This window comes from Polaromonas sp. P1_F2 (assembly GCF_056405735.1).
On the sequence record NZ_JBFUBN010000005.1, the window covers coordinates 136109 to 160266 of the forward strand.

General features: G+C 63.4%; 13 protein-coding genes. 7 read left to right on the forward strand and 6 right to left on the reverse strand.

From position 1 onward, the window contains the following. Positions 1-11: 11 nt before the first annotated feature. The 7 genes from AC1D0O_RS12230 to AC1D0O_RS12260 all read left to right on the forward strand — a co-directional run bounded on the left by AC1D0O_RS12230 (position 12) and on the right by AC1D0O_RS12260 (position 8448). The gene (locus tag AC1D0O_RS12230; protein ID WP_477653799.1) at positions 12-941 is read left to right on the forward strand and encodes a branched-chain amino acid ABC transporter permease; all 930 of its coding nucleotides are present in this window, start codon (positions 12-14) and stop codon (positions 939-941) included. Positions 942-1183: 242 nt separating this feature from the next. Further along, complete coding sequence (locus AC1D0O_RS12235; RefSeq protein ID WP_477653800.1) at positions 1184-2260, forward strand: branched-chain amino acid ABC transporter permease; 1077 nt, start codon at positions 1184-1186, stop codon at positions 2258-2260. Between the two features lie 116 nt (positions 2261-2376). After that, positions 2377-3711, forward strand: coding sequence for an ABC transporter substrate-binding protein (locus AC1D0O_RS12240; protein ID WP_477653801.1), 1335 nt, complete (start codon positions 2377-2379; stop codon positions 3709-3711). Positions 3712-3892: 181 nt separating this feature from the next. Beyond that, entirely contained in the window at positions 3893-4702 is an 810-nt protein-coding gene (locus AC1D0O_RS12245) for an ABC transporter ATP-binding protein (RefSeq protein WP_477653802.1), read from the forward strand. 147 nt (positions 4703-4849) lie between these two features. Then, positions 4850-6103 (forward strand): phenylacetate--CoA ligase family protein, encoded by a 1254-nt coding sequence (locus AC1D0O_RS12250; RefSeq protein ID WP_477653803.1) that lies wholly within the window; start codon positions 4850-4852, stop codon positions 6101-6103. 164 nt (positions 6104-6267) lie between these two features. After that, a complete protein-coding gene (locus AC1D0O_RS12255; protein WP_477653804.1) occupies positions 6268-7263 on the forward strand; it encodes a tripartite tricarboxylate transporter substrate-binding protein in 996 nt (331 codons plus the stop codon). A gap of 231 nt (positions 7264-7494) precedes the next feature. Continuing rightward, positions 7495-8448, forward strand: a complete 954-nt coding sequence (locus AC1D0O_RS12260) for a Bug family tripartite tricarboxylate transporter substrate binding protein (protein WP_477653988.1) — start codon at positions 7495-7497, stop codon at positions 8446-8448. 78 nt (positions 8449-8526) lie between these two features. Here AC1D0O_RS12260 and AC1D0O_RS12265 read toward each other — a convergent pair whose 3' ends face one another. From AC1D0O_RS12265 to AC1D0O_RS12290, 6 genes are all read right to left on the reverse strand, one after another. Further along, positions 8527-8886 carry a hypothetical protein gene (locus tag AC1D0O_RS12265; RefSeq protein ID WP_477653805.1) on the reverse strand — a complete coding sequence of 120 codons (360 nt, stop codon included), beginning with the start codon at positions 8884-8886 and terminating at the stop codon, positions 8527-8529. A 76-nt stretch (positions 8887-8962) separates the two neighbouring features. After that, positions 8963-9460, reverse strand: coding sequence for a toxin-activating lysine-acyltransferase (locus AC1D0O_RS12270; RefSeq protein ID WP_477653806.1), 498 nt, complete (start codon positions 9458-9460; stop codon positions 8963-8965). A 28-nt stretch (positions 9461-9488) separates the two neighbouring features. Further along, the gene (locus AC1D0O_RS12275; protein ID WP_477653807.1) at positions 9489-10871 is read right to left on the reverse strand and encodes a TolC family outer membrane protein; all 1383 of its coding nucleotides are present in this window, start codon (positions 10869-10871) and stop codon (positions 9489-9491) included. After that, a complete protein-coding gene (locus tag AC1D0O_RS12280; protein ID WP_477653808.1) occupies positions 10871-12232 on the reverse strand; it encodes an HlyD family type I secretion periplasmic adaptor subunit in 1362 nt (453 codons plus the stop codon). The genes AC1D0O_RS12275 and AC1D0O_RS12280 overlap by 1 nt, the downstream gene beginning before the upstream one ends. Continuing rightward, positions 12229-14430, reverse strand: coding sequence for a peptidase domain-containing ABC transporter (locus tag AC1D0O_RS12285; protein WP_477653809.1), 2202 nt, complete (start codon positions 14428-14430; stop codon positions 12229-12231). Before AC1D0O_RS12285 ends, AC1D0O_RS12280 begins: the two co-directional genes overlap by 4 nt. A 79-nt stretch (positions 14431-14509) precedes the next feature. Continuing rightward, positions 14510-24157, reverse strand: a complete 9648-nt coding sequence (locus tag AC1D0O_RS12290; RefSeq protein ID WP_477653810.1) for a cadherin-like domain-containing protein — start codon at positions 24155-24157, stop codon at positions 14510-14512. Between the last annotated feature and the right edge of the window lies 1 nt (position 24158).

The window sequence follows — 24158 nt, forward strand, 5'->3', positions numbered from 1 at the left end:
GGATTAACAAGATGGCTTTCTTCTTGGAAACTTTGCTTGGCGGCCTGATGGCCGGCATGCTGTATTCGCTGGTGGCACTCGGCTTTGTGCTGATCTTCAAGGCTTCCGGCGTCTTCAATTTCGCGCAGGGCGCGATGGTGCTGTTCGCCGCCTTGGCCATGGCGCGCTTTTCGGAATGGATTCCGCGGTGGACAGGCATCAACAGCCTGCTGCTGGCCAACGTCGCAGCCTTTGTGATCGCCGGCGCCATCATGTTTGTGGTGGCCTGGATCATTGAGCGCCTGGTGCTGCGCCACCTGGTCAACCAGGACGGCGCCACCCTGCTGATGGCCACGCTGGGCATCACCTACTTCATGGAAGGCCTGGGCCAGGCCATGTTCGGCAGCGATATCTACAAGATAGACATCGGCATGCCCAAAGACCCGGTCTTTGTGCTGGAGTCGGTTTACCAGGGTGGTGTGCTGATCAACAAGGAAGACGTGATCGCGGCCGCCATTGCCGCCGCGCTGGTGGCCGCGCTCAGCATCTTTTTCCAGAAGACCGCCACCGGGCGCGCCCTGCGCGCCGTGGCCGACGACCACCAGGCCGCGCAATCCATAGGCATACCGCTCAACCGCATCTGGGTCATCGTCTGGTGCGTGGCCGGTGTGGTGGCGCTGGTGGCCGGGATGATCTGGGGCAGCAAGCTCGGTGTGCAGTTCTCGCTGACCACCGTGGCCCTGCGCGCCTTGCCGGTGGTGATCCTGGGCGGTCTCACCTCGGTGCCCGGAGCCATCATCGGCGGGCTGATCATAGGCGTGGGCGAGAAGCTCTCCGAGGTCTACCTGGGCCCTTATGTGGGCGGCGGCATAGAGATCTGGTTCTCGTATGTACTGGCGCTGGTGTTTTTGCTGTTCAGGCCACAGGGCCTCTTCGGTGAAAAAATCATCGACCGTGTCTAGATATGAAGCCCCCACGCTTTTCACTTCGTGTACTGCGCGAGGCCTTGCAGGCCGCGGCTCGCGGGACGCTTCGCCTCTGTCGCCCGTCCAAGCCTGCGCAGGCAGGCTTGGAGCCGCGGGCTCCAGCCCCTCGGGGGCCGCTGCGCCTGCGGCCCGGCAAAGCCGGTTCCGCGGCCCCTGCTGAATGGGGCGCACCCGTACGCAAAACTTCGTTTATCTCGATCTAACACCGGTTCACCTTTATGTTCTACAGAGAAAACGGCCAGTTCAAGACCAGCTATCGCGCCGACCAGCAGATATTTCCGATCGCACAGGATCGCATCGTCATGCTGGCCCTGCTGGCCGTCGCCTTCATCGCCGTGCCCGCCATGGCCAGCGACTACCTGTTCCGCGCCATCCTCATGCCTTTTGTGATCATGTCGCTGGCGGCGCTGGGCGTGAATATCCTGGCCGGCTACTGCGGCCAGATCTCGCTGGGCTCGGGGGCCTTCATGGCGGTGGGTGCTTACGGCGCCTACAATTTTTTCGCCCGCATCCCCGGCATGCCGCTGATCGTCACCTTGATTCTGGGCGGCCTGTGCGCCACGGTATTCGGCATCCTTTTCGGCCTGCCCAGCCTGCGCGTCAAGGGCCTGTACCTGGCCGTGGCCACGCTGGCGGCGCAGTTCTTCGCGGACTGGATGTTTTTGCGCATCAAGTGGTTCACGCTGGACAACGCCTCAGGCTCGGTGGCCGTGTCCAACCTGCAGGTCTTTGGCTTGCCGCTGGAAAGCGATGTGAGCAAGTACCTGTTCTGCCTCAGCGTGCTGTGTGTGTTGAGCCTTGCGGCCAAGAACCTCGTGCGCGGCGCCATAGGCCGCGAGTGGATGGCCATACGCGACATGGACGTGGCCGCCGCCGTGATCGGCATACGCCCCATGTACGCCAAGCTCAGCGCCTTCGCGGTCAGTTCCTTCATCATCGGCGTGGCCGGCGCACTCTGGGCATTCTTCTACCTGGGCGCCTGGGAGCCGGGCGCCTTCTCGGTGGACCTGTCCTTCAAGCTGCTGTTCATGGTGATCATCGGCGGCATGGGATCCATCATGGGCAGCTTCTTCGGCGCCGCCTTCATCGTGATCCTGCCGATCGCGCTCAGCCGCTTGCTGCCGCTGCTGGCCTCCATGGCCGGTGTCGAGATCACCACCACAGCCGCCTCGCATGCCGAGCTGATGGTCTTCGGCGGGCTGATCGTATGGTTCCTGATTGTCGAGCCGCACGGGCTGGCCAAGCTCTGGTCCACCGCCAAGCAAAAGCTGCGCCTATGGCCCTTCCCCCATTGAGAGCCCCGCACGTGCACGCACCAAGCCGCCCCATATGCTCGCTAGTCCCGATGCGCCGGCCGGCCCCGCCATGTTTACTGACAGCGTCGTTCCTTTAACACCCACAGGAGAAGTTCATGAAGATTCGCCAACTCGTTCTAGCCGCGGCCGTCGTTGCCACCGGTGCCACCGCGCTGCTCGGCGGCACGGCCTTCGCCCAGGCCAAGCAGCAGTACATGCCGGTGCTGTCCTACCGCACCGGCCCCTATGCGCCCAACGGCACGCCTATTGCCAACGGCATCGTCGACTACTACAGGCTCACCAACGCGCGCGGCGGCATCAATGGCGTGAAACTTCTGATCGAGGAATGCGAAACCGGCTACGACACCGCGCGCAGCGTGGAGTGCTATGAGCGCCTCAAGGGCAACAACGGCGGCGCCGCCGTGATCCAGCCCTGGTCAACGGGCGCCACCTTCGCCATCACCGAAAAAGCCCCGACCGACAAGATCCCGCTGGTGACCCTGGGCTACGGCCGCAGCGAAAGCGCCGATGGCACGGTGTTCAAATGGAACTTCCCGCTGGCAGGCAACTACTGGGTGGCCGGCGATGTGATCATCCAGGCCATCGGCAAGAAGGAAGGCGGGCTGGACAAGCTCAAGGGCAAGAAGATCGCCCTGGTCTACCACGACAGCCCCTTCGGCAAGGAGTCGCTGCCCATCCTGCAGGAGCGCGCCAAGATGCATGGCTTCCAGCTGATCGAGCTGCCGGTGACGGCCCCCGGCGTGGAGCAAAAGGCCACCTGGCTGCAGGTGCGCCAGTCGCGCCCCGACTACACCATCCTGTGGGGCTTCGGCGTGATGAACTCCACCGCGCTCAAGGAGGCCCAAGCCACCGGCTACCCGCGCGAGAAGATGTACGGCGTGTGGTGGTCGGGCGCCGAACCCGATGTGCGCGACGTGGGTGACGGCGCCAAGGGCTACAACGCCGTGGCGCTGCAAAACAGCTCGGACTTCGATGCCAAGGTGGTCAAGGAAACCCTGAGCAGCCTGCACGGCAAGGGCCAGGGCACAGGCCCCAAGGAAGAAGTAGGCCAGGTGCTGTGGCTGCGCGGCGCCATGAGCGCCATGCTCACCGTCGAGGGCATACGCGCCGCCCAGGAGCGCTTCGGCAAAGGCAAGGTCATGACCGGCGAGCAGGTGCGCTGGGGCCTGGAAAACCTCAACCTCACCCAGGCCAAGCTGGATGCACTGGGCTTCAGCGGCGTGCTGCGCCCCATCAGCACTTCCTGCCAGGACCACATGGGCGCCACCTGGGCTCGCATCTCGACCTGGGACGGCAAGGCCTGGAAGATCAGCAGCGACTGGATGCAGGGTGACGAGCAGATCATCAAGCCCATGGTCAAGGCCAACGCCGCCAAGTACGCCGCCGAGAAGAAGCTGGCGCCGCGCACCCCGGCCGACTGCCAAAGCTAGGCTCCCCCCGTGGCGGCGCTCCGCACCGCCTCCCCCTCAAGGGGCGGCACTGGCGGACCGGCAAAGCCGGATCCACGGTGCCCTTGCCTTGAAATCCTCCCGCCTGGCGGGAGGGCGTGGCTCTCGCGAGCCGCCAATTGGAAGGCCTGCACGCAGGTTTTCCAATTGGTCAGGAAAAAATATGGACACACCTAACATCATTCTCAACGTCAACGGCATCGAGGTCATCTACAACCATGTGATCCTGGTGCTCAAAGGCGTTTCCCTGCAGGTGCCGCAAGGAAAAATCGTCGCCATCCTGGGCGGCAACGGCGCGGGAAAAACCACCACCCTGCGCGCCGTCTCCAACCTGCTCCAGGGGGAACGCGGCGCGGTCACCAAGGGCTCCATCGAGCTGCGCGGCGAGCGCATCGAGAACCTCTCACCGGCCGACCTGGTGCAGCGCGGCGTGGTGCAGGTCATGGAAGGGCGCCACTGCTTCGCCCACCTGACCATCGAAGAAAACCTGCTGACCGGCGCCTATACACGCAGCAGCAAGGCCGAAGTGGCCGCCAATCTCGAGAAGGTCTACAACTACTTTCCGCGCCTGAAAACCCGGCGTACCTCGCAGGCGGCCTACACCTCGGGCGGCGAGCAGCAGATGTGCGCAATAGGCCGCGCCCTGATGGCCAGCCCGTCCATGGTGCTGCTCGACGAGCCCTCCATGGGCCTGGCGCCGCAGATCGTCGAGGAGGTCTTCAACATCGTGAAAGACCTGAACCAGAAGGAACAGGTCACATTCCTGCTGGCCGAGCAGAACACCAACATGGCGCTGAAGTACGCCGACTACGGCTACATCATGGAAAGCGGCCGCGTGGTGATGGACGGCGCGGCCGCCGACCTGGCCAACAACGAGGACGTGAAAGAGTTCTACCTGGGCGTGGGCGGCGGCGAGCGTAAGAGCTTCAAGGACGTCAAGAGCTACAAGCGCCGCAAGCGTTGGCTGGCCTGAGGTCATGGCCCCCACGCTTGTCACTTCGAGCCTGCGGCGCGCTGCCCCTCTCCCTACGTATGGGGGCGCTGCGCCTGCAGCCCGGCAAAGCCGGTTCCGCGGCCCCTGCTGGTTTAAGACTTCACTTAGCCCTGGTTTGCCCCACACATGACCACACATTACGACTCACTCGAAGTGCGAAGCCCCGCGCAACGCGAGGCCGCCCAGCTGGCCGCGCTGCCGCAGCAGATCGCGCATGCGCAATCGCACGCACCGGCTTTTGCCGGCATCCTCAAAGGCGTGAACGGCGCGGCCGTCAGCTCGCGCGCCGCGCTGGCGCGCCTGCCCGTCACGCGCAAGTACGAATTGCTCGAGCGCCAGCAGGCTTCGCGCGAGGCGGGGGGCGACCCCTTCGGCGGCTTCAGCGCGCTGCGCTACGGCGCCGCGATGCCGCGCGTGTTCGCCAGCCCCGGCACGATTTATGAACCCGACAGCACGCGCAAGGACTACTGGCGCATGGCGCGCGCGCTGCACGCCGCCGGCTTCAGGCCCGGGCAGCTGGTGCACAACTGCTTCAGCTACCACTTCGTGCCGGCCGGCACCATGATGGAAAGCGGCGCCCATGCGCTGGGCTGCACGGTGTTTCCGGGCGGCACCGGCCAGACCGAGCAGCAGGTGCAGGCCATGGCCGAGCTCAAGCCCGCCGGTTATGTCGGCACGCCCAGCTTCCTCAAAATCATTGTCGACAAGGCCGCCGAGATGAAGGTGGGGCTGCCCAGCGTGACGCGCGCCATGGTCTCGGGCGAGGCCTGCCCGCCCAGCCTGCGCGACTGGTTCGCCGAGCACGGCATCGCCGCCTACCAGTGCTATGCCTCGGCCGACCTCGGGCTGATCGCCTATGAAACCGAGGCCCGCGAAGGCCTGGTGCTGGACGAAGGCGTGATCGTGGAAATCGTGCGCCCCGGCACCGGCGACCCGGTCGCCGAAGGCGAGGTCGGCGAGCTGGTGGTCACCACGCTGAACCCCGACTACCCGCTGATCCGCTTCGGCACCGGCGACCTCTCGGCCGTGCTGCCGGGCAATTGCCCCACCGGCCGCACCAACACGCGCATCAAGGGCTGGATGGGCCGGGCCGACCAGACCGTCAAGGTACGCGGCATGTTTGTGCACCCGGGCCAGGTCGCCGACATCGCAAAACGTTTTCCGGAAGTGCTCAAGGCCAGGCTGGTCGTCAGCGGCGAAATGGCCAACGACAGCATGCACTTCCAGGCAGAGGCCTCATCCACCCCCGACGGATTGGACCAGCGCATAGGCGAAGCCATACGCGATGTCACCAAGCTGCGCGGCACCGTGCAGCTGGTCGCGCCCGGCAGTCTCCCCAACGACGGCAAGGTTATTGAGGACGCTAGGAGTTACAAGTAAAAGTAGCCTGAAAGGCCGCATAAACAGTGCTTCCTAACGGTTCTTGACGCTTCCTTAAACCCGGAAAGACGGGTTCATAAAGGGGATAGCCCTTACGTAGTTCCCGCGATGTTGGCGCAGTAAGGGGACCGTAAACTTGGCGCGTTCATCACAAGGAGACGCCCATGAAACGCCTGTTAGTACTCGCCGCCGCAGCGACGGCCATGTTTGCCGCCCACGCGCAAGCCCCCGCCTTCCCCGGCTCCAAGCCCATCAGTCTTGTGGTGCCCTTCGCGGCCGGCGGCCCCACCGACCGCGTCGCGCGCGACCTCGCCGAAGCCATGCGCAAAGCCATGGGCGGCGGCGCCAACTTCGTCGTTGAAAACGTCAACGGCGCCGGCGGCACCATAGGCGCGGCCAAGGTGGCGCGCGCCACGCCCGACGGCCATACCCTGCTGGTGCACCACATCGGCATGGCTGCCGCGACGGGCCTGTACCGCAAGCTGCCTTACAAGGTGCCCGAGGACTTTGAGTTCCTCGGCATGATCAACGAAGTTCCCATGACCATCATCGGCAAGCCGCAGCTGGCCGCCAACAACTACCGCGACTTCGAGAACTACATCCGCGCCAATTCCGGCAAGCTCAACATCGCCCACGCCGGCCTGGGCTCGGCTTCGCACCTGTGCGGCCTGATGTGGCAAGCGGCCATCAACGCCAAAGACGCGATGACCACCATTCCCTTCGGCGGCACCGCCCCGGCCATGAATGCGCTGGTCGGCGGCCAGGTCGACATGATGTGCGACCAGACCACCAACACCACCGGCCAGATCGAAGCCGGCCGCGTCAAGGCCTTTGCCGTGACCACCGCCAAGCCGCTGTCGAACAACAAGCTGCTCAAAGACTACCCGACGCTGCAGGACATGGGCCTCAAGGGCTTTGACCTGACCGTCTGGCACGGCCTCTACGCACCCAAGGGCACGCCCCCGGCCGTGCTGACCCAGCTCAACAACGCGCTCAAAGCGGCCCTGAAAGATCCTGAATTCATCAAGAAGCAGGAAGGCCTGGGCGCCGTGGTGGTGACCGACAACCGCGTCGACCCCGCCGCCCACAAGGCGTTTGTGGTCGGCCAGATCGCCAAACTCAAGCCCGTGATCGAAGCCGCCGGCAAGTTTGCCGACTGATTGACATTCACTGAATCCGCCAAGCCGCCCGGTTCGCGCCGGGCGGCTTTTTTTATGGCGGCTGGGTTGAAACCCTCTTGAAGCACCCGCCTGCGCACGCTATCTTCAAGTGACCCCCGGCCGCGTGCCGGCCATCCCCTGGAGCCTCTCTTGAATAACAACAGCACACCTTTTCTTTCCCGCCGCTACGGCGCTTTCCTGGCCACCGCGCTGACAGCAGTCGCCACCTTCATGGCCACGCCCTCGGCCTGGGCCCAAAGCGCCAGCTGGCCCGCCAGGCCCGTCAAGATCGTCGTGCCCTTCGCGCCCGGCGGCACCACCGACATCCTGGCCCGCGCCATGGCGCCTGAACTCTCCAAAGCCTTCGGCCAGCCTTTTGTCGTCGAGAACCGCGCCGGCGCCGGCGGCAACATAGGCGCCGACGTCGTCGCCAAGTCCACGCCCGACGGCTACACCTTGCTGATGGGCACCGTCGGCACACACGGCATCAACAAATCGCTGTACAGCAAGATGGCCTACGACCCGCAAAAAGACTTCGCGCCCATCACCCTGGTCGCGGGCGTTCCCAACGTCATGGTCGTCAACACCGAAAAAGCCAAGGCCGCCGGCATCAACAACGTCACCGACTTCATACGTGCAGCCAAAGCCAAGCCCGGCACCTTCAACATGGCCTCCAGCGGCAACGGCACCTCCATCCACCTGGCCGGCGAACTGTTCAAGACCATGAGCGGCACCTATATGACGCACTTCCCCTACAGCGGCTCCGGCCCCGCGCTGCTGGCTTTGGTGGGCGGCGACATGGACGTCATGTTCGACAACCTGCCCTCTTCCATGCAGCTCATCAAGTCCGGCAAACTCAAAGCCCTGGCCGTCACCAGCTCAGAACGCTCAGCCGCCCTGCCCGACGTCCCCACCATAGAACAGGCCGGCGGCCGGGCCATGAAAGGCTATGACGCCAGCTCCTGGTTTGGCTTGCTCGCGCCTGCGGGCACACCGCCCGACATCGTGAACCGTATTCAACAAGAGGCTTCGAAAGCACTGGGTACGCCGGCGATGAAAGAGAAACTCCTGGCGCAAGGCGCGATTCCAAGCGGGAACACGCCGGCGCAGTTCACGGCGTTTATCAATGCTGAGCACAAGAAGTGGGCGCAGGTGGTGAAGGCTTCTGGGGCGAAGGTGGATTAGAGCGCGCCCCCGGCGGGCAGGCGTCAGCGGTCGCGAAACCGTCGGCCCATCAGCGACTGAGCAATCAGACTGCCATCCTCAGGAAAAAAAAGCAATCACCAGATACACGGCCGCCACCACCCAATTGGCGCGCCGCGCAGCCTGTGCATTCTCTTTCGGGATCGGCCAAAGTGCTTCGCGTTGCCATGCCCACTGGTTGTAGGCCACCGCCAGCAGGCAAACCGACAGGCCGGCGAGCCATGACCTGACCAGAGCGCCGGCAAGGACGGCGATCACCAACAAGAAGACCGTCAAGACAAAGGTGCCGCCCGCGGAACTGGCCAGCACATGTGAAAGACCTCCGCACAGCTTGCACGTCAACGGATTGCCACGACTGGAGAAACGCTTCTCCCAAGCGTTGATTCCACCGGCTTCTCGGCAATGGGGGCAAATGTTCATGATGCGGCGCTTGTGAGCAGCACAGTAGTCCTTTTGCAAAGTTAAAGAACGGGAAGGTTGCCGCACGCTTCTAATCTCATGGCGCGTCCTCAGCAGGCCACGTCATCACCTTGGCGAGCCCATCCGCATCGGTAACCGGCCCCAGCTGGTAAACCGGCTGACCCGCAAACACGTTTTCGCGAATGTCTTTCAATAGTTCGGCGGCGCCGCCAAAGGGCGTAAACACGTCCACCAGCCAGATTTGCTCGCCTGAGCGCCAGTCGGAAGGAGCCAGCCGGTGCGCAGCCCGGTAGCGCATTGCCGCTTCCTTCGACAGCCTGGCCCAGGACACATACGCCAGCGGCATGCCTTCCCGCATATAGAGCTTGGCTTGGTCCCACACCAGCGCCGGCATCACGCGCCACTCCAATTCAGTGAGGAATGTGTGTTTGGTACTGGGCTGCTGCATCATCAGCCAGGTGACCGGCCCTAAAAGTGGAATCTTCCCGGCCGCGGCCTTGGCCTCGTACTGCAAACGTTTGGCCAGGTCCGTGATTTCTGCTTCGCTCAGATTGGGGAGGGTTGGTGGGGTCATGGAAAAATCCTGTGTGTGGATGCCGGGTTCATTCGGTGGCTTGTTCGAGAAGGCCGTTCAGGGCTTCCACGTCGGTAATATCCAGCGCGCCGGTTGAGGCTTTGAGTCGCAGGCCGCTCATCAGGGTTTCAGCCCTGCTTTTGGCGAGATCCCGCTGGGCAGCATACAACTGCTGCTCGGCGTTGAGCACGTCGATGTTGATGCGCGTGCCGATTTTGTAGCCTATTTTGTTGGCCTCCACCGAGCTTTTGCTGGACTCCACCGCGGAAACCAGCGCTTCGATTTGTGCCTGGCCGTTGGCGATGCCCGCATAGGCTTGGCGCGCCAATGCCGCGGCCTGCCTGCGGGCGTCGTCCAGGTCGGCCCGGGCCTTGCCCAGGTTGGCCACTGCCTCCCGAACACGCGAACTGATGCCCCCGCCGCCGTACAGAGGGACCGAAAGCTGCAAGCCTATCTGGCTTACCCGATTGCGCACCGCGATATCGGCCGGCGACGTGATGCTTCCGGAGGTATAGGTTTTGCCGTAAGAGGCGGTCAAATCCAGCGTCGGCAGATGCGCGGCCTTGTTCCTCGCAATTTCCTTTTCTGCAACTTCTTCGGCGGCTTCCTGGATGCGCACCAGGGGGTACTGGGTTTTGGCATTGGCGATCCAGGTGTCGAGTTCCGCCGGCTGGGGGCCGGGCACCTGCGCGTCCCGACGCAAACCGGCGAGCGTGCCCGGTGCCTCGCCCAACACGCGCTCCAGGTCCGCCCGCTTGTTCTGCAGCTCGTTGATCGCGCCGATGCGCTGCGCCCGGGACAGGTCAAACCGGGACTTGGCTTCGTGAACATCTGTAACGGTTGCCATTCCCACCTCAAAATTGCGCCGCGCCAGTTCCAGCTGCTGTGCGACGGCTTTGAGCTGGAACTGGGCCACCGACACGCTTTCCTGCGCGACCAGCACATCAAAGTAGCGCTGGCTGACACGCAGGATCAAATCCTGCTCGGCCTGGGCATACTGGGCCATGGCCTGGCGCACCTGCGCATCGGCCTGCGCGTAGGCCAGCCAGGCCCCCCACCTGAAGATAGGCTGATTCAACTGCAGCGTCGTGCCGGTGCTGCCCACATCGCGGTCCAGGTAGGGGGCACCACTGAAAGAGGCGTCGCCCTTTTGCTGGTTGCCATTGCTGTTCAGGCTGAGCGTGGGCAGCAAGCCCGCACGGGCCTGTGGCAGTTTTTCGGCAGCGGCCTCGGCTTGGTAGCGCGCCGCTTCAAACACCGCATCGCCGCTTTGCGCCTTGCGGTAGAGAGTCAGAAGATCCTCCGAATGGGCAAGAGGTGCGGTAATCGTCAGGGCCACTCCGCACATGAGCGCCAGGGCAACAGCCCGGTAGCACCCGAGCCGCCAGAAAGAGAGGTTCAGCGAATTCATCAACGCTCCCGCAGGCTTTCTTCCTTGTAACGCAGCATGGGCGCCAGGAAATATTCAATCAGCCGGCGCTCGCCCGTCCGGATGTCCGAGGTCATGTTCATGCCGGCCGTCACCACCCCTTTATGGCCATAGGCCACATTGGGCGTTTCCGTGCCATGGAGTTTGATGCGGACCGGGTAGATCGGCCCCAGCTTGGGGTCCACCACCGCGTCGGTTCCTATCCACAGCACCTCGCCCTCTAAGTAGCCGTAACGGGTGAAGTCGAAGGTTTCGGCCTTGTTGATGATGCGCTGGCCCACACGCACCTGACCGATGTCGCGATTCAGGACCTGTGCGTCGATTTCCAGGGTGCTGCTTTGCGGCACGATGGTCATCAGCGCCTGCGCCTGGGTCACCACGCCCCCCACCGTGGTCACCACCAGTTGCTGGACAAAGCCGTCAATGGGACTGCGCAGGGTCTGCAGTTCGCGCCGCTGGCGGGCCTTGATCAGCTCCTGCTGCGAGGCGCCCTGTTTGCGTGCGGCCTCGGAAATATCGGTGTTCGCCCTGGACTGGAACTCGGCCAGCGCCTGTGCCTTCTGCTGGACGGCGGCGTTGAGGCCCGCATTCGACTCCTGGAGTCGGTTGCCCTGCACGGCCAACTCCTTTTGCAGGTTGATGAGTTCCAGCCGGGTCTCTATCACGCCGGTCTCGGCGATGTGGCCTGTACGGGCCAGGTCCTCGCGCATTTCATGCTTTCTCTGGATCAGCGGCAGGCTCAGCCGCAATTGAGTGAGGCTGGCTTCAATGCCGTCGCAGTCGGCCCGCTTGCGCGCAATCTCTGCATCCAGCGCGGCCATGCGGGAGCGTTGCTCCATCAGGCGGCTTTGCAGGATGGACTGCTGGGTGGCCTGGATTTCGGCGGGCATGCCTTCCGGCGGGTTGAACATACCCCGTCCCGCCAGCAGAGATGACGCGCGCAAGGCGTCGCCCTGGGCTTCCCAGGCATCACGCTGCAGCCGGTCGCTGTCGGCCGAGGTACTCGTCGGATCCAGCTCCAGCAACACATCGCCGGCCTTGACCATCTGGCCATCCCGCACGTTGATGCTCCGCACCACGCCCGACTCCAGCGGCTGGATGACTTTGCTTTTACCGGAAGGAATGGTCCGGCCCTGCGCGCTCACGACAATATCGATCTTGGCCAGGCAGGCGTAAACGAAGGCGATGCCGGTCATCGCACAAATGGCGATGGTGACCATCCGCGCGACCCGGGCCGGTGGGCGCTGCGCTATCGCCATCGCTTCGGTCGTGAAAGGGTTGGCTTGCGCGGGGCCCAGGCTGGCCTTCACAGCGTCTGGCGCAGCACTTGGCTTGCTATTCATGCGGCCTCCGGCATCTGGTGACTCTTGTACAGCGCGGCATAGCGGCCCCGCGCGGCCAGCAGGCTGTGATGGCCCCCCTGTTCGATCAGGCGGCCCTTCTCGATCACCAGAATTTGCGTGGCGAGCCTGAGTGTCGAGAGCCTGTGCGCCACGATGAAGACGGTCCTGCCCGCACAAATTTGCTCCATGTGGTCATGAAAGACCCGCTCGCTTTCATAGTCAAGCGCGGCCGTGGCTTCATCCAGCAACAGGATTTTCGGATTCGTCGCCAGGGCCCGGGCGATTGCAAGGCGGGCTTTCTGGCCGCCGCTGAGCCGCCCTCCGCGCTCACCGATGATGGTGTCGTAGCCGTCCGGCAAATCGAGAATGAAGTCATGCGCCCCCGCAAGGCGCGCGCACTCCATCACGGCCTCGGCCTCAATGCCGGGGTTGCCGAAGGTAATGTTGTCTTTCACGGAACGGTTGAAGAGCTGCGTGTCCTGGCCGACCACGCCAATCTGCCGCCGCAGCCAGGAGGTATCCACCAGGCCCAGGTCCATGCCGTCGATCAGCACCCGTCCTCTTTCGGGTGAGTACAGGCGCTGGATCAGCCGCATCAAGGTGGTCTTGCCGGAACCGGACACCCCCGTGATGCCGATGATGTCGCCCGGATTGACCTCAAAACTCAGCTCGCTGAGCACCTCGGGCAGTTTGGCGCCGTAGCGAAACCCGACATGCTCAAAGCGCACCCGCCCCTTGAGGTCCGGCGGCGTGATGCGCCCCGGCCGGAAGGCCGGTTCGGCCGGTGCATCCATGATGTCGCCCAGCCGCTTGACGCTGACTTTCATTTGCGTGAATTCCTGCCAGAGCGAAGCCAGTTTCAAAATGGGAGCGTTGACCCGGGCGGCGAGCATGTTGAAGGCAATCAGGCCACCCACGGTCAAGCTGTTGTCTATGACCTCCGTGGCGCCGTAAAACAGCAAAATGACGTTAACCGCCTTGCTGACCAGGCTGGTGAACTGGTTGGTTGCGTTGGCCAGATGGCCGGACTTGAAGGAGGCATTCACATAGTCGGCCAGCCTGCGGTCCCACTCGCGTTGCCACTGGGGCTCCACCGCGTGGCTTTTAAGGGTTTCCATCGAGGTGACGGTCTCCACCAGAAAGGTCTGGTTCTCCGCGCCGAGCGCGAATTTGTCTTCCAGCCCTTTGCGCAGCAGCGGGGTGATGAGCCAGGAGGCGCCGAACAGCACCGGCAGCGCGGCCAGCACGATGAAGGTCAGGCTGGGGCTGTAGTAAAACATCACCGCCAGAAAGACCAGTGCGAAGAACAGGTCCAGCCAGCTCGTCAGCGCCTGGCCGGTCATGAACGTGCGGGCGTTCTCCAGCTCACGTACGCGCGCCACCGTGTCACCGCTGCGGCGGGTCTCAAAATACTGCAGCGGCAAATGCATCAGGTGGCGAAACAGCTTGCTGCCGAGTTCCACGTCGATGCGGTTGGTGGTGTGGCTGAACAGGTAGTGGCGCATGCCGCCCAGCACAATCTCGAACACACTGACCAATGCCAGCCCAAGGACTACGACGCTCAGCGTCGCCAGGCTGCGGTGCGCGAGCACCTTGTCAATCACGACCTGAAAAATCAGAGGCGTCAGCAGTGCGAAGATCTGCACAAAAAACGAGGCCAGCAGGATTTCACCCATCAGCCTTTTGTATTTCTGCAGCGCGCCCCAAAACCAACCCAGTCCGAAGGCCGGGGGCTTTCCTCCGTTTTGCGCGGCCTGGGTGGCGGCGCTCGGTTGACGCGCATGAACCCAGTGCCCGGCCCAAAGGCTTTCAAACTCCGCCGCCGAAACCCTGACGGGGTGGTCGGCGCCGGGATATTGCAGCGTCAGGGTGCTGTCCTCGACCTGGCCTATCAATATCAACTCTCCCTTTTTGGTGAAAGACAGGATGGGTAAGGCGGCTTTGCGCAGGTTCGCCAGCGTTCCGGACTCGACCTTGGTGTCAAAGCCCAGCTGCTGCAAGGCCTGCACCGCCTTGCCCGGCGTCAAGGCCTGGCCCGCCTCGGAAAATTCCGCAATGGCCTGCCGCGTGTCCAGCGCCATGCCGTGCAGCCTCGCATAGAGCTTGAGCAAAAGAATGTCGGCGTGCAGCAGCTGCTGCGCCGGGGTTTTTGGCGTTGCCGGCCGCTGCGGGCCAGCCGCGGGTTTTACAGATTTCACGATTCGCTCCCGAAGATTGCTTTAGGTTTTTTGACAGGCCGCGCGTAGCGTGGCCGAATGAGGACAGGTCAGGTCAGCGTCATGCCAAAGCCTTGTCGTTGAGCGCGGCATGCTGCGCCGCCGCGCCGGTGTCCTGCTTGCCGGCGGCCAGGGCCAGCAAGGCCGGGTGGTCCAGTTCCGCCGAGGTGGGGGTTTCCCAATGCCCGCTGCTGCCGGCCTGCGCCCAATTGACAAATGCCAGCGGCTCGGCAGTGGCATCGCCAGTGTTGCAGTGCTGGTTGAAGACCAAGGCCATGCGCATCAAGAGCGCTTCTTCGGCCATCGCCGCCACATCCTGGCCCGACTGGTAGGCCAGCATCACGTCCGCCGCCTGGCCGGTGCTGCCGTCGTCGCGTGTGAAATGCGTGGTCCCCGTCACCACCGCCTCGGTGTTCATCCCGCTCGCCTGCCCGTTGGACGTCAACTCAATGCTCTGGATGTTCAGCTGCTCCAGCGTGCGGTATTCGCCCTGCTGCGTCTGGCCGTCCGCGTTTTTGTCCTCCCACACCCCGAACTGGCCCCAACGCTCATCACCTTTGTCCAGTTGCTGGTTGTGGTTCGTGTCGAAAGCGGCCAGGCCTTGCAGGTCGGTTGTGGCGCCCGGGACATACTGCGCGAAGGAAAATTCCGAGGCGTCCGAAATCTGCTGGTCCCCGTTCAGGTCGATGCCCAATACGCCGCTTCCGGCGGCCGCCCAGGCCAGTTTGTCCGCCACCCCGTCGTGGTCAACATCGAAGCGCACCTTGGAATCGCGCACCTCGGTGTACTTGATGCCCTGTCCATCCAGGTTGAGCACGATGGGCAAGGCATACCCAGTGTGTTCGTTGTAAATCGAGGTGGTGAACTCGTAGGTATTCCTCGCGGAATTCCATTGATAGCCCGTCACACCATAGTGGAAAACGTTTTGCAGTCCGTGGTCGTCGGTGAGTATCCAGCTTGTCGTGAATGCGCTGAACACGCCGTAATACGCCCAGGAAAAATCAAACACCATCTGCCTGACGTTGGTGTCCAACACCACAGAAGCGCCGGAACTTGGCATGTCCAGCCACTGCCAATCGTAGGGATTCTGATAGGACCCTCCCGCGTAGGTGATGGTGATCGCGTTGGGGTCGCCATCGTCAACCGGTGTGTAGTAATAATTGGTGAGAAACCAGCCCTCTGCTGGGCTTGCACCCCGATACCACGCGGAGCCCTGAGAGGCGCTCGTCACGAGGGTCGGGTACAGGTTCGGCGGCCGGTAAACGTCCACATAGGCCGTCCCCCAAGTCTGGCCGCCGTGCGAGTCATCGACAAGATAATCAAAGGAGGCCAGCCCGGCGAAACCCGCCTCAACATCAAAACGAACGGCGCCGTTCGAGATCCAGGCGTTGCCGTGCGCATGGTTTCGTACCGCGGAGACCGTGAGCGCGTCCTGGTCGGCATCTTTGTCATTGCCGGTCAACTGGCCAAAGCCCACGGTCATCTGGCTCCCGCTGTAGGTCGCAAACTGGTCATCCACGGCAACAGGGATGTCGTTCACCGCAGCCACCGTGAAGGCGGCCGTGACCGTGGGGGACAGCAGGCCGGCAAGATCCCGCACCTGGTAGGTAAATGATGCCGCGCCGTTGTAATTGGCCGTGGGCGTAAAGACAATCCGCCCATCGCCGGCCAGCTGCACGGTGCCGTGGCTCGGACTGCCCAGCACCACGCTCAAATCGGCGGAGGCATTGTCCACGTCGCCGTCATTGGCCAGCAACGTAGCCTGGCTGATCGAGAAGACCGCATCTTCGCTGGCGCCGCTGAGCGTTTCGCCTTGGGCATACGGCGCATCATTGACGGCCGCCAGCGTGAGGTTAACGCCCGCCTTGGACTCCAGGCCGGCCGGATCGCGCACCCAGTAAGAAAAACTCGCCGGCCCCGCGTAGTCGGCCGCCGGGGTAAACCGCACCTGCCCCGACGCATCCATTGATACCGCGCCATGGCTCGCTTCGCCCACTCGCCCAATCACCAGCTCAGCCCTTGTGTTGTCCACATCCGAGTCGTTGGCCAGCAGCGCGGCCTGCGTAAATACCAGCCCCTGGTCTTCCGTCCCCTGCATCCGCTCGCCCAAGGCGACAGGCGCATCGTTCACCGCGCTGAGGACAATGGTGGCCTCGGCGCTTGCCAGGCCACCCGCCGCGTCGCTGACGGTATAACCGAAGCGCGCCGTGCCCGCATAGTCGGCGTCGGGCACGAAGCGGATGGCCCCGTCCGCCTGCAGCTGCACCGTGCCATGCTGCGCATTGCCGACCGCGACGATGCGCAGATCGGCGTGGGCATTGTCAACGTCAATCTCATTTTGCAGGAGTGCTGCCTGTGAAATCAGCAAGCCCTGGTCCTCCACGCCGGCAATCGTTTCGTTCACCCCGACGGGCGCATCATTGACCGCGCGCAAGCTCAGCGTGGCAAGCGCCTGCCGGCTACCCCCGCGCCCGTCGCTTGCGGTATACACAAAACTGGCCGGCCCGTAGTAATCCGCCGTAGGGGTGAACACAATCTCGCCGCCGACAAGCGCCACCGTTCCGCCAGAGGCTTGCCCCACCGACGCAACCGTCAGCGTATCCCCATCGACATCAGAGTCATTCGCCAGCAGCACAGCCGGCGCCCAGCGGATCACGGTGTCTTCCTGGCCGTCCGGCAAGGCATCGGCTTGCACCACAGGCGCATCATTGACTTCCGCCAGGCGCAACACCACCGTGCCGGTGCTTTGACCACCTGCCCCATCGCTCACCATGTACGTAAAACCCGCCGTGCCAAAATAATTGGCCTCGGGCGTGAACACCACGCGCTGAACTCCGCCCAAGCCCGTAACCAACATCACGCTGCCATGCTGCGCGCCAAAGGCCGAAACAATGGAAAGGTCGGTATGGAGGTTGTCCACGTCACTGTCATTGGCCAGCAGGTCGGACACGGCAAAACTCAAGGCCACGTCTTCATCGCCATCGGTCAATTCATCGGCGACCACAGGCGCGTCATTGACCGGCACAAGCGTCAGGTTGACCGTGGCCGGCACTTCCAGCCCGGCAAGGTCGGCGACCCAGTACCTGAAGCTCGCCGCCCCGAAATAGTCATGCTCCGGCACAAACTGCACGCTGCCGTCCGCCTGCAGGCTGACGGTGCCATGGAGCGCATCCGATACGCGGCTGATGTGCAACACATCGGCATTGCTCGCCACATCCACATCGCCGTCGTTGGCCAGCAACCCCGCCGCGGTGAAGCGCAAGGTGGTGTCTTCATCCCCGCTGGCGGTCTCGCCCAGGGCTACCGGGGCGTCGTTCACGGCCGCCAGGTTCAGTACGGCTGTCGCCGTGGCCACGCCGCCCGCGCCATCGCTTACCGTATACGTAAAACTCGCCAGGCCGTTGAAGTCGGCCTCCGGCACAAAGCGGATCTGTCCGTCGGGCAGCAAGGCCACACTGCCATGCTGCGCATTGCTGACGGCGCTGATCGTCAGGACCTGCCCATCGGTGGCCGTATCCACATCGCTGTCGTTGGCCAACAGGTCCGCCGGGTTGATGGTCAGGATGGTGTCTTCGTTGCTGCGCAGCTCCTCGCCTGTTGGAACCGGCAGGTCATTGACAGCTGCCACCGTGATGCTGACGCTCGCCTGGGCTTCCAGGCCCGCTGCGTCGGCCGCCCAGTAACTGAAACCGGCCGGGCCGTGGTAGTCCTGGTCGGGCAGAAAGCGCACGCTGCCGTCGCTGTCCAGCCAGGCCTGGCCGTGCTGCGCCAAGCCTACGCGGCTGATGTGCAGCGTGTCGCCATCGGTCGTGGTGTCCACGTCCGAGTCGTTGGCCAGCAGTTGGGCCTGGGTGAAAAGCAGGCCGGCGTCTTCCAGGCTGGTCAGGGCTTCGCCTTGCGCCACGGGCGCGTCCTTAACGGCCGCGATGGCGATATGCTCGGTCGCCGTGCTGGTGGCGCCCTGCGGGTCCTGCACGGTGTAGCTGAAGCGGGCCGAGCCGTGGTAGTTGGCGTCTGGCGTGAATTCGATATGGGCTTCATCGCCATTCTGGGCGGCGACCAGCCGCACCGTGCCATGCGTAGCGCCCTGTACCGAGACAACCACGAGGCTGGCATGCGGGTCGTCCACGTCGCTATCATTGGCCAGCAGGCTGGCCACGGGAATCAGCAGGCGCTCATCTTCGAGCGATGTGGTGGACTCATCGGCCAGCAGGGGGGCGTCATTGACGGGTTGCACCGTCAGGAACACCGAGGCCTGGGCAGTGCCGCCGGCTTCCCCTGTGCCGTCGCTGACCGTATAACTGAAGCTCGCCGGCCCGAAGTAGTCGGCATCGGGCGTGAAAGAAATGGCCTGGCCGTCATCACTGAGTCGCACCGTGCCGTGCTGGGCATGGCCCACTGCGACGATGGACAGCTGCTGGCCGTCGGTGGTCGAATCCACATCGCTGTCATTGGCCAGCAGGTCTGCTGTGCTGAACCACACGACATGGTCTTCATCAAACGCCGCCGCATCGTCTTGCGTCACCGGTACGTCGTTGACTGCCTGTACGTCCAGCGTCGCCCATCCGCTGGTTTGCAAACCAAAATCGTCACTCACGGTGTACCCGAAACCCGCCTCCCCATGAAAGTTGGCATCGGGAATAAACACCACTTCCGTGAACGCGACGCCCGACGCATCGACCGAGCTGCGCAGGCTGACCTGCCCATGGTGGGGACTTCCCACCGCCACGATGTGCAGCCCGGAATCGTTCAGGGTGCTGTCGTTGTCCAGCAAAAGGGCCTCGTTCAGACGCAGGCCGATGTCTTCGATGCCGCTGATGCGTTCGCCGGTGATCGTCGGGTAGTCCAGCACCACATCGGGTGTAGCGGACATGGCAACCGTAATTGGCGCACTGGAGACCGCGGCGCTGACCAAGGCTTGTGAGGCGGCGCCCGAAGCTGCCGTCGCATCCGCCGCGGCGCCGCTCGAAGCTACCCCCTCGGTATTGGTCCATGACGTGACCAGCCGGGCTGTCAGCGAAGGCATGGCCTCCACCGCCGCCGGGGCGATCTGGAAACTACCCAGATCGACTTGCCTGAAACTCACGGAGAGCGCGGCGTTGATGGGTTCGGACCCGACCGCAGCGCTCAGAATTGACTCGCTTGTAGAGAATGTAGGGGATGAAACAACGCTGTATATTCCCGGCGCTGCCAGCGGCTCGGCCACCACCTCGCCCGCCTGCTGCGCGCTGGCAAGCTGGGGCCATTGCACGACCGCAGCCCCGCTGGCCAGCGCCACCAGCGGCGCGCCCAGGCCACCTAGAACCCCGCTGTCCGCGCTGCTGATCCGGTCCAGCATCACCTGGCGCATCTCTTGCGCCGCTGAAACCGCGCCCACCGGCACAAAGGCCCTGGGGGCAGGGGCTGCAGCAATCGTGCGGGCGGGCGGCGCACTGCGAATGCGCGCATCACCTTCTTCAATCTGTGCATCCTCTGGGCCCGTAGCGCCGGCTGGCGCGTCGCCTGCAGCGTCTGGCTGCGGGTCGGACTGCAAGCGCTCGTCGTCCACGCTCACCACACTGGGGGCCACAGCAGCCACCCGCAGCACCTCGCCCGCGCTCGCCACACTGGTCACGCTGGTCTGCGTGGGGGCATCGGCCACATTGCCGCCGCCATGGCGGTGTGCCTCCTGCTCAGCCGTACCTTCCCAGTCACCCGTGCGCTTGGCATCCTGCTCATACCATTGCTCACGCGCGCCCACCCAGCGGGCGCCGCCGGAGTCGCTGACCAGCACTTTGCCTTGATAACCCTCATGCTCCAGGACCACGCCGGCATCAAGCGTGAGCAGGGTGCCTTCGGCGGTGACCTGCTGAATCTGGGTCATCCTGATGCCGTCCGTGGCCGCCTGCAGTGTCAGCGCGGTCATGGCGCTTTGCTGTCCGTTGGCGTAATTCACGGCGCCGCTGCGCAGGTCGATGGAGACAATGCCCATCTGCGCCAAGCTCCTGCTTTCGCCGGTCTCCATCATCGCGTTTTGGTTCCCATCGAGCCAATACCGCACCAGCGCAAATGCCGGGTCCCGGCTGTCAAGGACCTGATCTTCGTTGCCGTCCAGCCATTGGGCATTGTTGCGCTGCAGGTCGGCCATCTGGCTGGCCTGGGCCGCTTCGGTCGTGGGGTTGCCGTCAGTGCTGCGGTTACCGCCCAGGTTCAGGATGTCGCGGGTTTCAATCGTTCCGTCGCCCAGCATGTCCAGCACCAGCAGGCCTTGCGCCCCGCCCAAGCGGTCATTCGCGGCCAGCCACTGGCTTTGCTCCAGGTAGCCGTCTGCGTCGGCATTGCGCAGCACGGCGGTCAAAGTGGTTTGCAGGGCCTGCTGGCTATGCACCACCAGCGCCCCGAAGTGCTGGGTTGTGAAGTCGGCGCTTTCCACCGCATTGCCTTGCAACGCCCAGGCTTGCCCGCCGGGGGCGTTGTCGCCGGCCTGGCCCGCGAACAGGCCCCGCTCGATTTGTGCCTGCTTGAGAGCGAACGCGGCCGTGGCAGCTTGCCAGACGGCCACGTCGGCGGCGTTGTTGCCGATGGCATAGCCGGAGTTGTGGTCGCCACTGGCATAGTAGGTTTGCACGGTGGTGAGCAGGGGGCCTTGGCCGGCGCTTTGGTCGCCATTGCTTTCTCCAGGGCCGTAAGGCAGTCTGGCTTCTGCCTCAGACACGGCGTCCTGCAGCTGTTTCAGCTCCTGTGTCTGCTGCAGCCAGTGCTGCTGCTGGGTCTCTATCTGCCAGGCGGGGGCCAGGCCGCCGCTATTGATCAGGATGCCCAGCACGCGCCCGCCCAGGGTGGCGCCGTTCATGCGCTCGTGTATGAGCTGGCCGTCCGGCGTGTGCACCTCTATCCAGGCCTGGCCGTTACTGAAGCCGACGCGGGGGATCAGGTAGGGGTTGATCGCGACATCGTCGGCGGTGCCGGCCTGGCGTGCATTGATGTTTTGCACATAGGCGTTCAGCATGTCCTGAATCTGGCCGGCTATCGTCAACGCGGTATCCGCGCCGCTGCTCTGGTTGGCGTCTATGTGCAGTTGTGTGCTGCCGTCGGCGTTCCAGCGGTAGCTGACGATGCCTTCAGGTGGCGGCGGCGGGTCGTCGTCTCCGAACAAGTCACCGCCAAAAATAGACAGCACCGCCGCCGCAGCCTGGCCCCAGCCGGGGATGAAGGCCAGCACGGAGGTGACGATGGACAGGGGGTCGCCGCTGTCCAGCGCCATGACCAACCCGATGCCGGGGATGACATTGCCGGCGGCGCCTTCGGCCAGTCCCAAGGCGCTGGCAATGTTGTTGCTGACGGCGCCGTTAAACACGGCATTGCCCAGCGCTATGCCGTTGCTGAGGATGCCGCCGACATTGCCGGATTCCAGGGCTGAGAGCAAGCCCAAGCCCGCGCCCACTCCACTGAGGCTTCCCAGCCCCGTGCTGGCGCCGAGCTGGCCGCCGTTCATGGCGTTGATCTGGTTGTAGATGCCCACCAGCGTGCTGGCGTGGCCGATGTCGCTTTGCTGGTCCCAGTTCCGCAGGCCGATGATGGTGTTGATCAGGCCCAGTGTGGCGGCGGCTTGCAGCTGGGCCGCAGTGGCTGCGGCTTCAATCGCGCCTTGACTGTTTTGTGCGGCAATTTCGTCTTGTCGGAAGTCGGCTTGTGCGTCGGTGGCTGTTTGCGCTTGCTGATTGGGCGGCAGGTCGGGGCCACGTGGACCGGCATCGGTGGCGGTGGGGGTGGGGGTGATGCCGGCGTGCTGCCCTGCATCGGCATATTGAATGCCCGGATCATCCGGTGGCTGAATGCCCGGATCGTCCGGTGGCGCAGGAGGATTGCGAAACGCATCGAGCAGTGCCTTCTCGAAGTCACTGAGCGGATGTTGTTCCTCCGCCCATTGCGCAAGGGTCTGAACAATTTCACCCGTACCCGGCTCGATCCAGCCAAATCCAGTCTGAAATACGGCGCGGACAACGGTGCTGGTGCCGTCGGGCTGTGCGGGCGTAATATCCCGCGCCTGACCTTGAACAAGCGTGGTGTTGTACGCCGGGTCATTGGGATGGTTGGGATCGGCTATGACTTGTACCTGGGTCCTTGCCGTGGCCTGGCCGGCCTTGTTGTACAGCGTGACGCTGTAGACCATTTCGTTGGGTCCATAACCTGCGACTGGGCGAGTGGCCGTGAGATTGCCATCAACTCCGAGCTCCAACCGCCCACCTTGACCAGCATTGATGACTTTGCCATCGGGCAAAGTGGCACTGGCGCCGTCGCGGCTTAGGTAAATAGCGCCGGTCGTCGTGTGGTTGCCCGGAGGTGTATCGACCGGGGCGGTACCGGACGGCGGCGACGCCGGACCGGGGCCGAGTACCCAGGCTGTGGTCGTACCCATTGGGATGCCCAGATCGGTGTAGATGGTTTGTTCTTCCCAGTGACCGATGGGGGGCGAAGAAGAGGGGCCTGTGGCAACGCTTAAATTGTTATTAGTCGTGTTGATATTGCCTTCGTAGGCACTGGCCTCAGCTCGACCACGGTTACCCGTGCCCAGGGCAGCTTGCGCTGCCGCGTCATCGCCGTCGCTCCACGCTTTCACAAAATCCTTGCCTGCCTGGGTCTTGAGCCAACCAGGGCTTTGATAAATCTTTGACGCAACCGCCGCAAATTCGCCAGGCTCCAGAGTTTGAAGATCATCAACGCCAAGCGTATTTGCAAGCCTCGGCACCACATCGCGCACGATGTAGGCCGCACTCAGCTTGTCGGCCTCGGCCGGGGTGACGCTAAACCCGCCTTCTTCCCCTTTGCCAAATACCGCCTTGGCCTGGTCTTTGAGGCCCTGATTAAGCAGGGAGGCGGATTGACTGAGTTTGTCCAGGGGTAAGTCGTTGTATTTGCTCTCTGGCAAACCTGCATCGCGTAACAAGTCCTTGATCTGGTTTTCTGGCAGCACCGTCCACTGCCCACCGGTGCCTTTGACAACAAAGGTCAGTCCGTTTCCGACGGTCGGCACGCCATCAGCATTGCTGTAGATATTGGCGCGGTAGCCCTCAACATTGTCTTGTTTCAGCAGGTTGACGGCAGTCATCACATTGGCCGAACCCAGGCCTGTGCCCGCACCGCCTGTCAGATCCATCTCGGGGATGTAGAGGGACTCGTTGGGGCGGAGGGCACCTATGAGTTTTGAATCTTTCCCGCCCCAATATTCCTTCTCATTGCCTGGGGTAAAGCTCGCAACACCAGGGCCAGTACTGGTCTGGGAGCCATAGAACATCATTTGCTTGTTTTCGTCATAGCCATAAAAAATGGCCACGTGCTGGCTGGTGTTGCCATTGACGCCCTTGAACAACAAGATGTCACCGGGTTGCAAGTCCGCCTCACGCGAGAACACGTCCTCTGCTTTAAAGCTGGTGAAGTTGTCGGTGGCCGTCTTTGTCAGGTTGTCACCACTGAACAAAGTCTGGGTGGTGAACCCTGCCGCACTTGAATCAGGCAAGTAGTAGCCTGCATTGCGCAGGGCGTTGTAGACCAGGACAGAGCAATCCACTTCGCGGAAGCCGTTGTGGTCGGTATCTACGCCTGTCCGCCCTTTTTGCCCGTACTCGTATTGCGCATCGGGGTTTTTAACGGCAGCGGCCGAAGTCCCCCCTTTGCTGCCTGTGCCAAGCCCGTATTGGGTAAACGCTGCGCCCAGAATATTGCTGGCCATA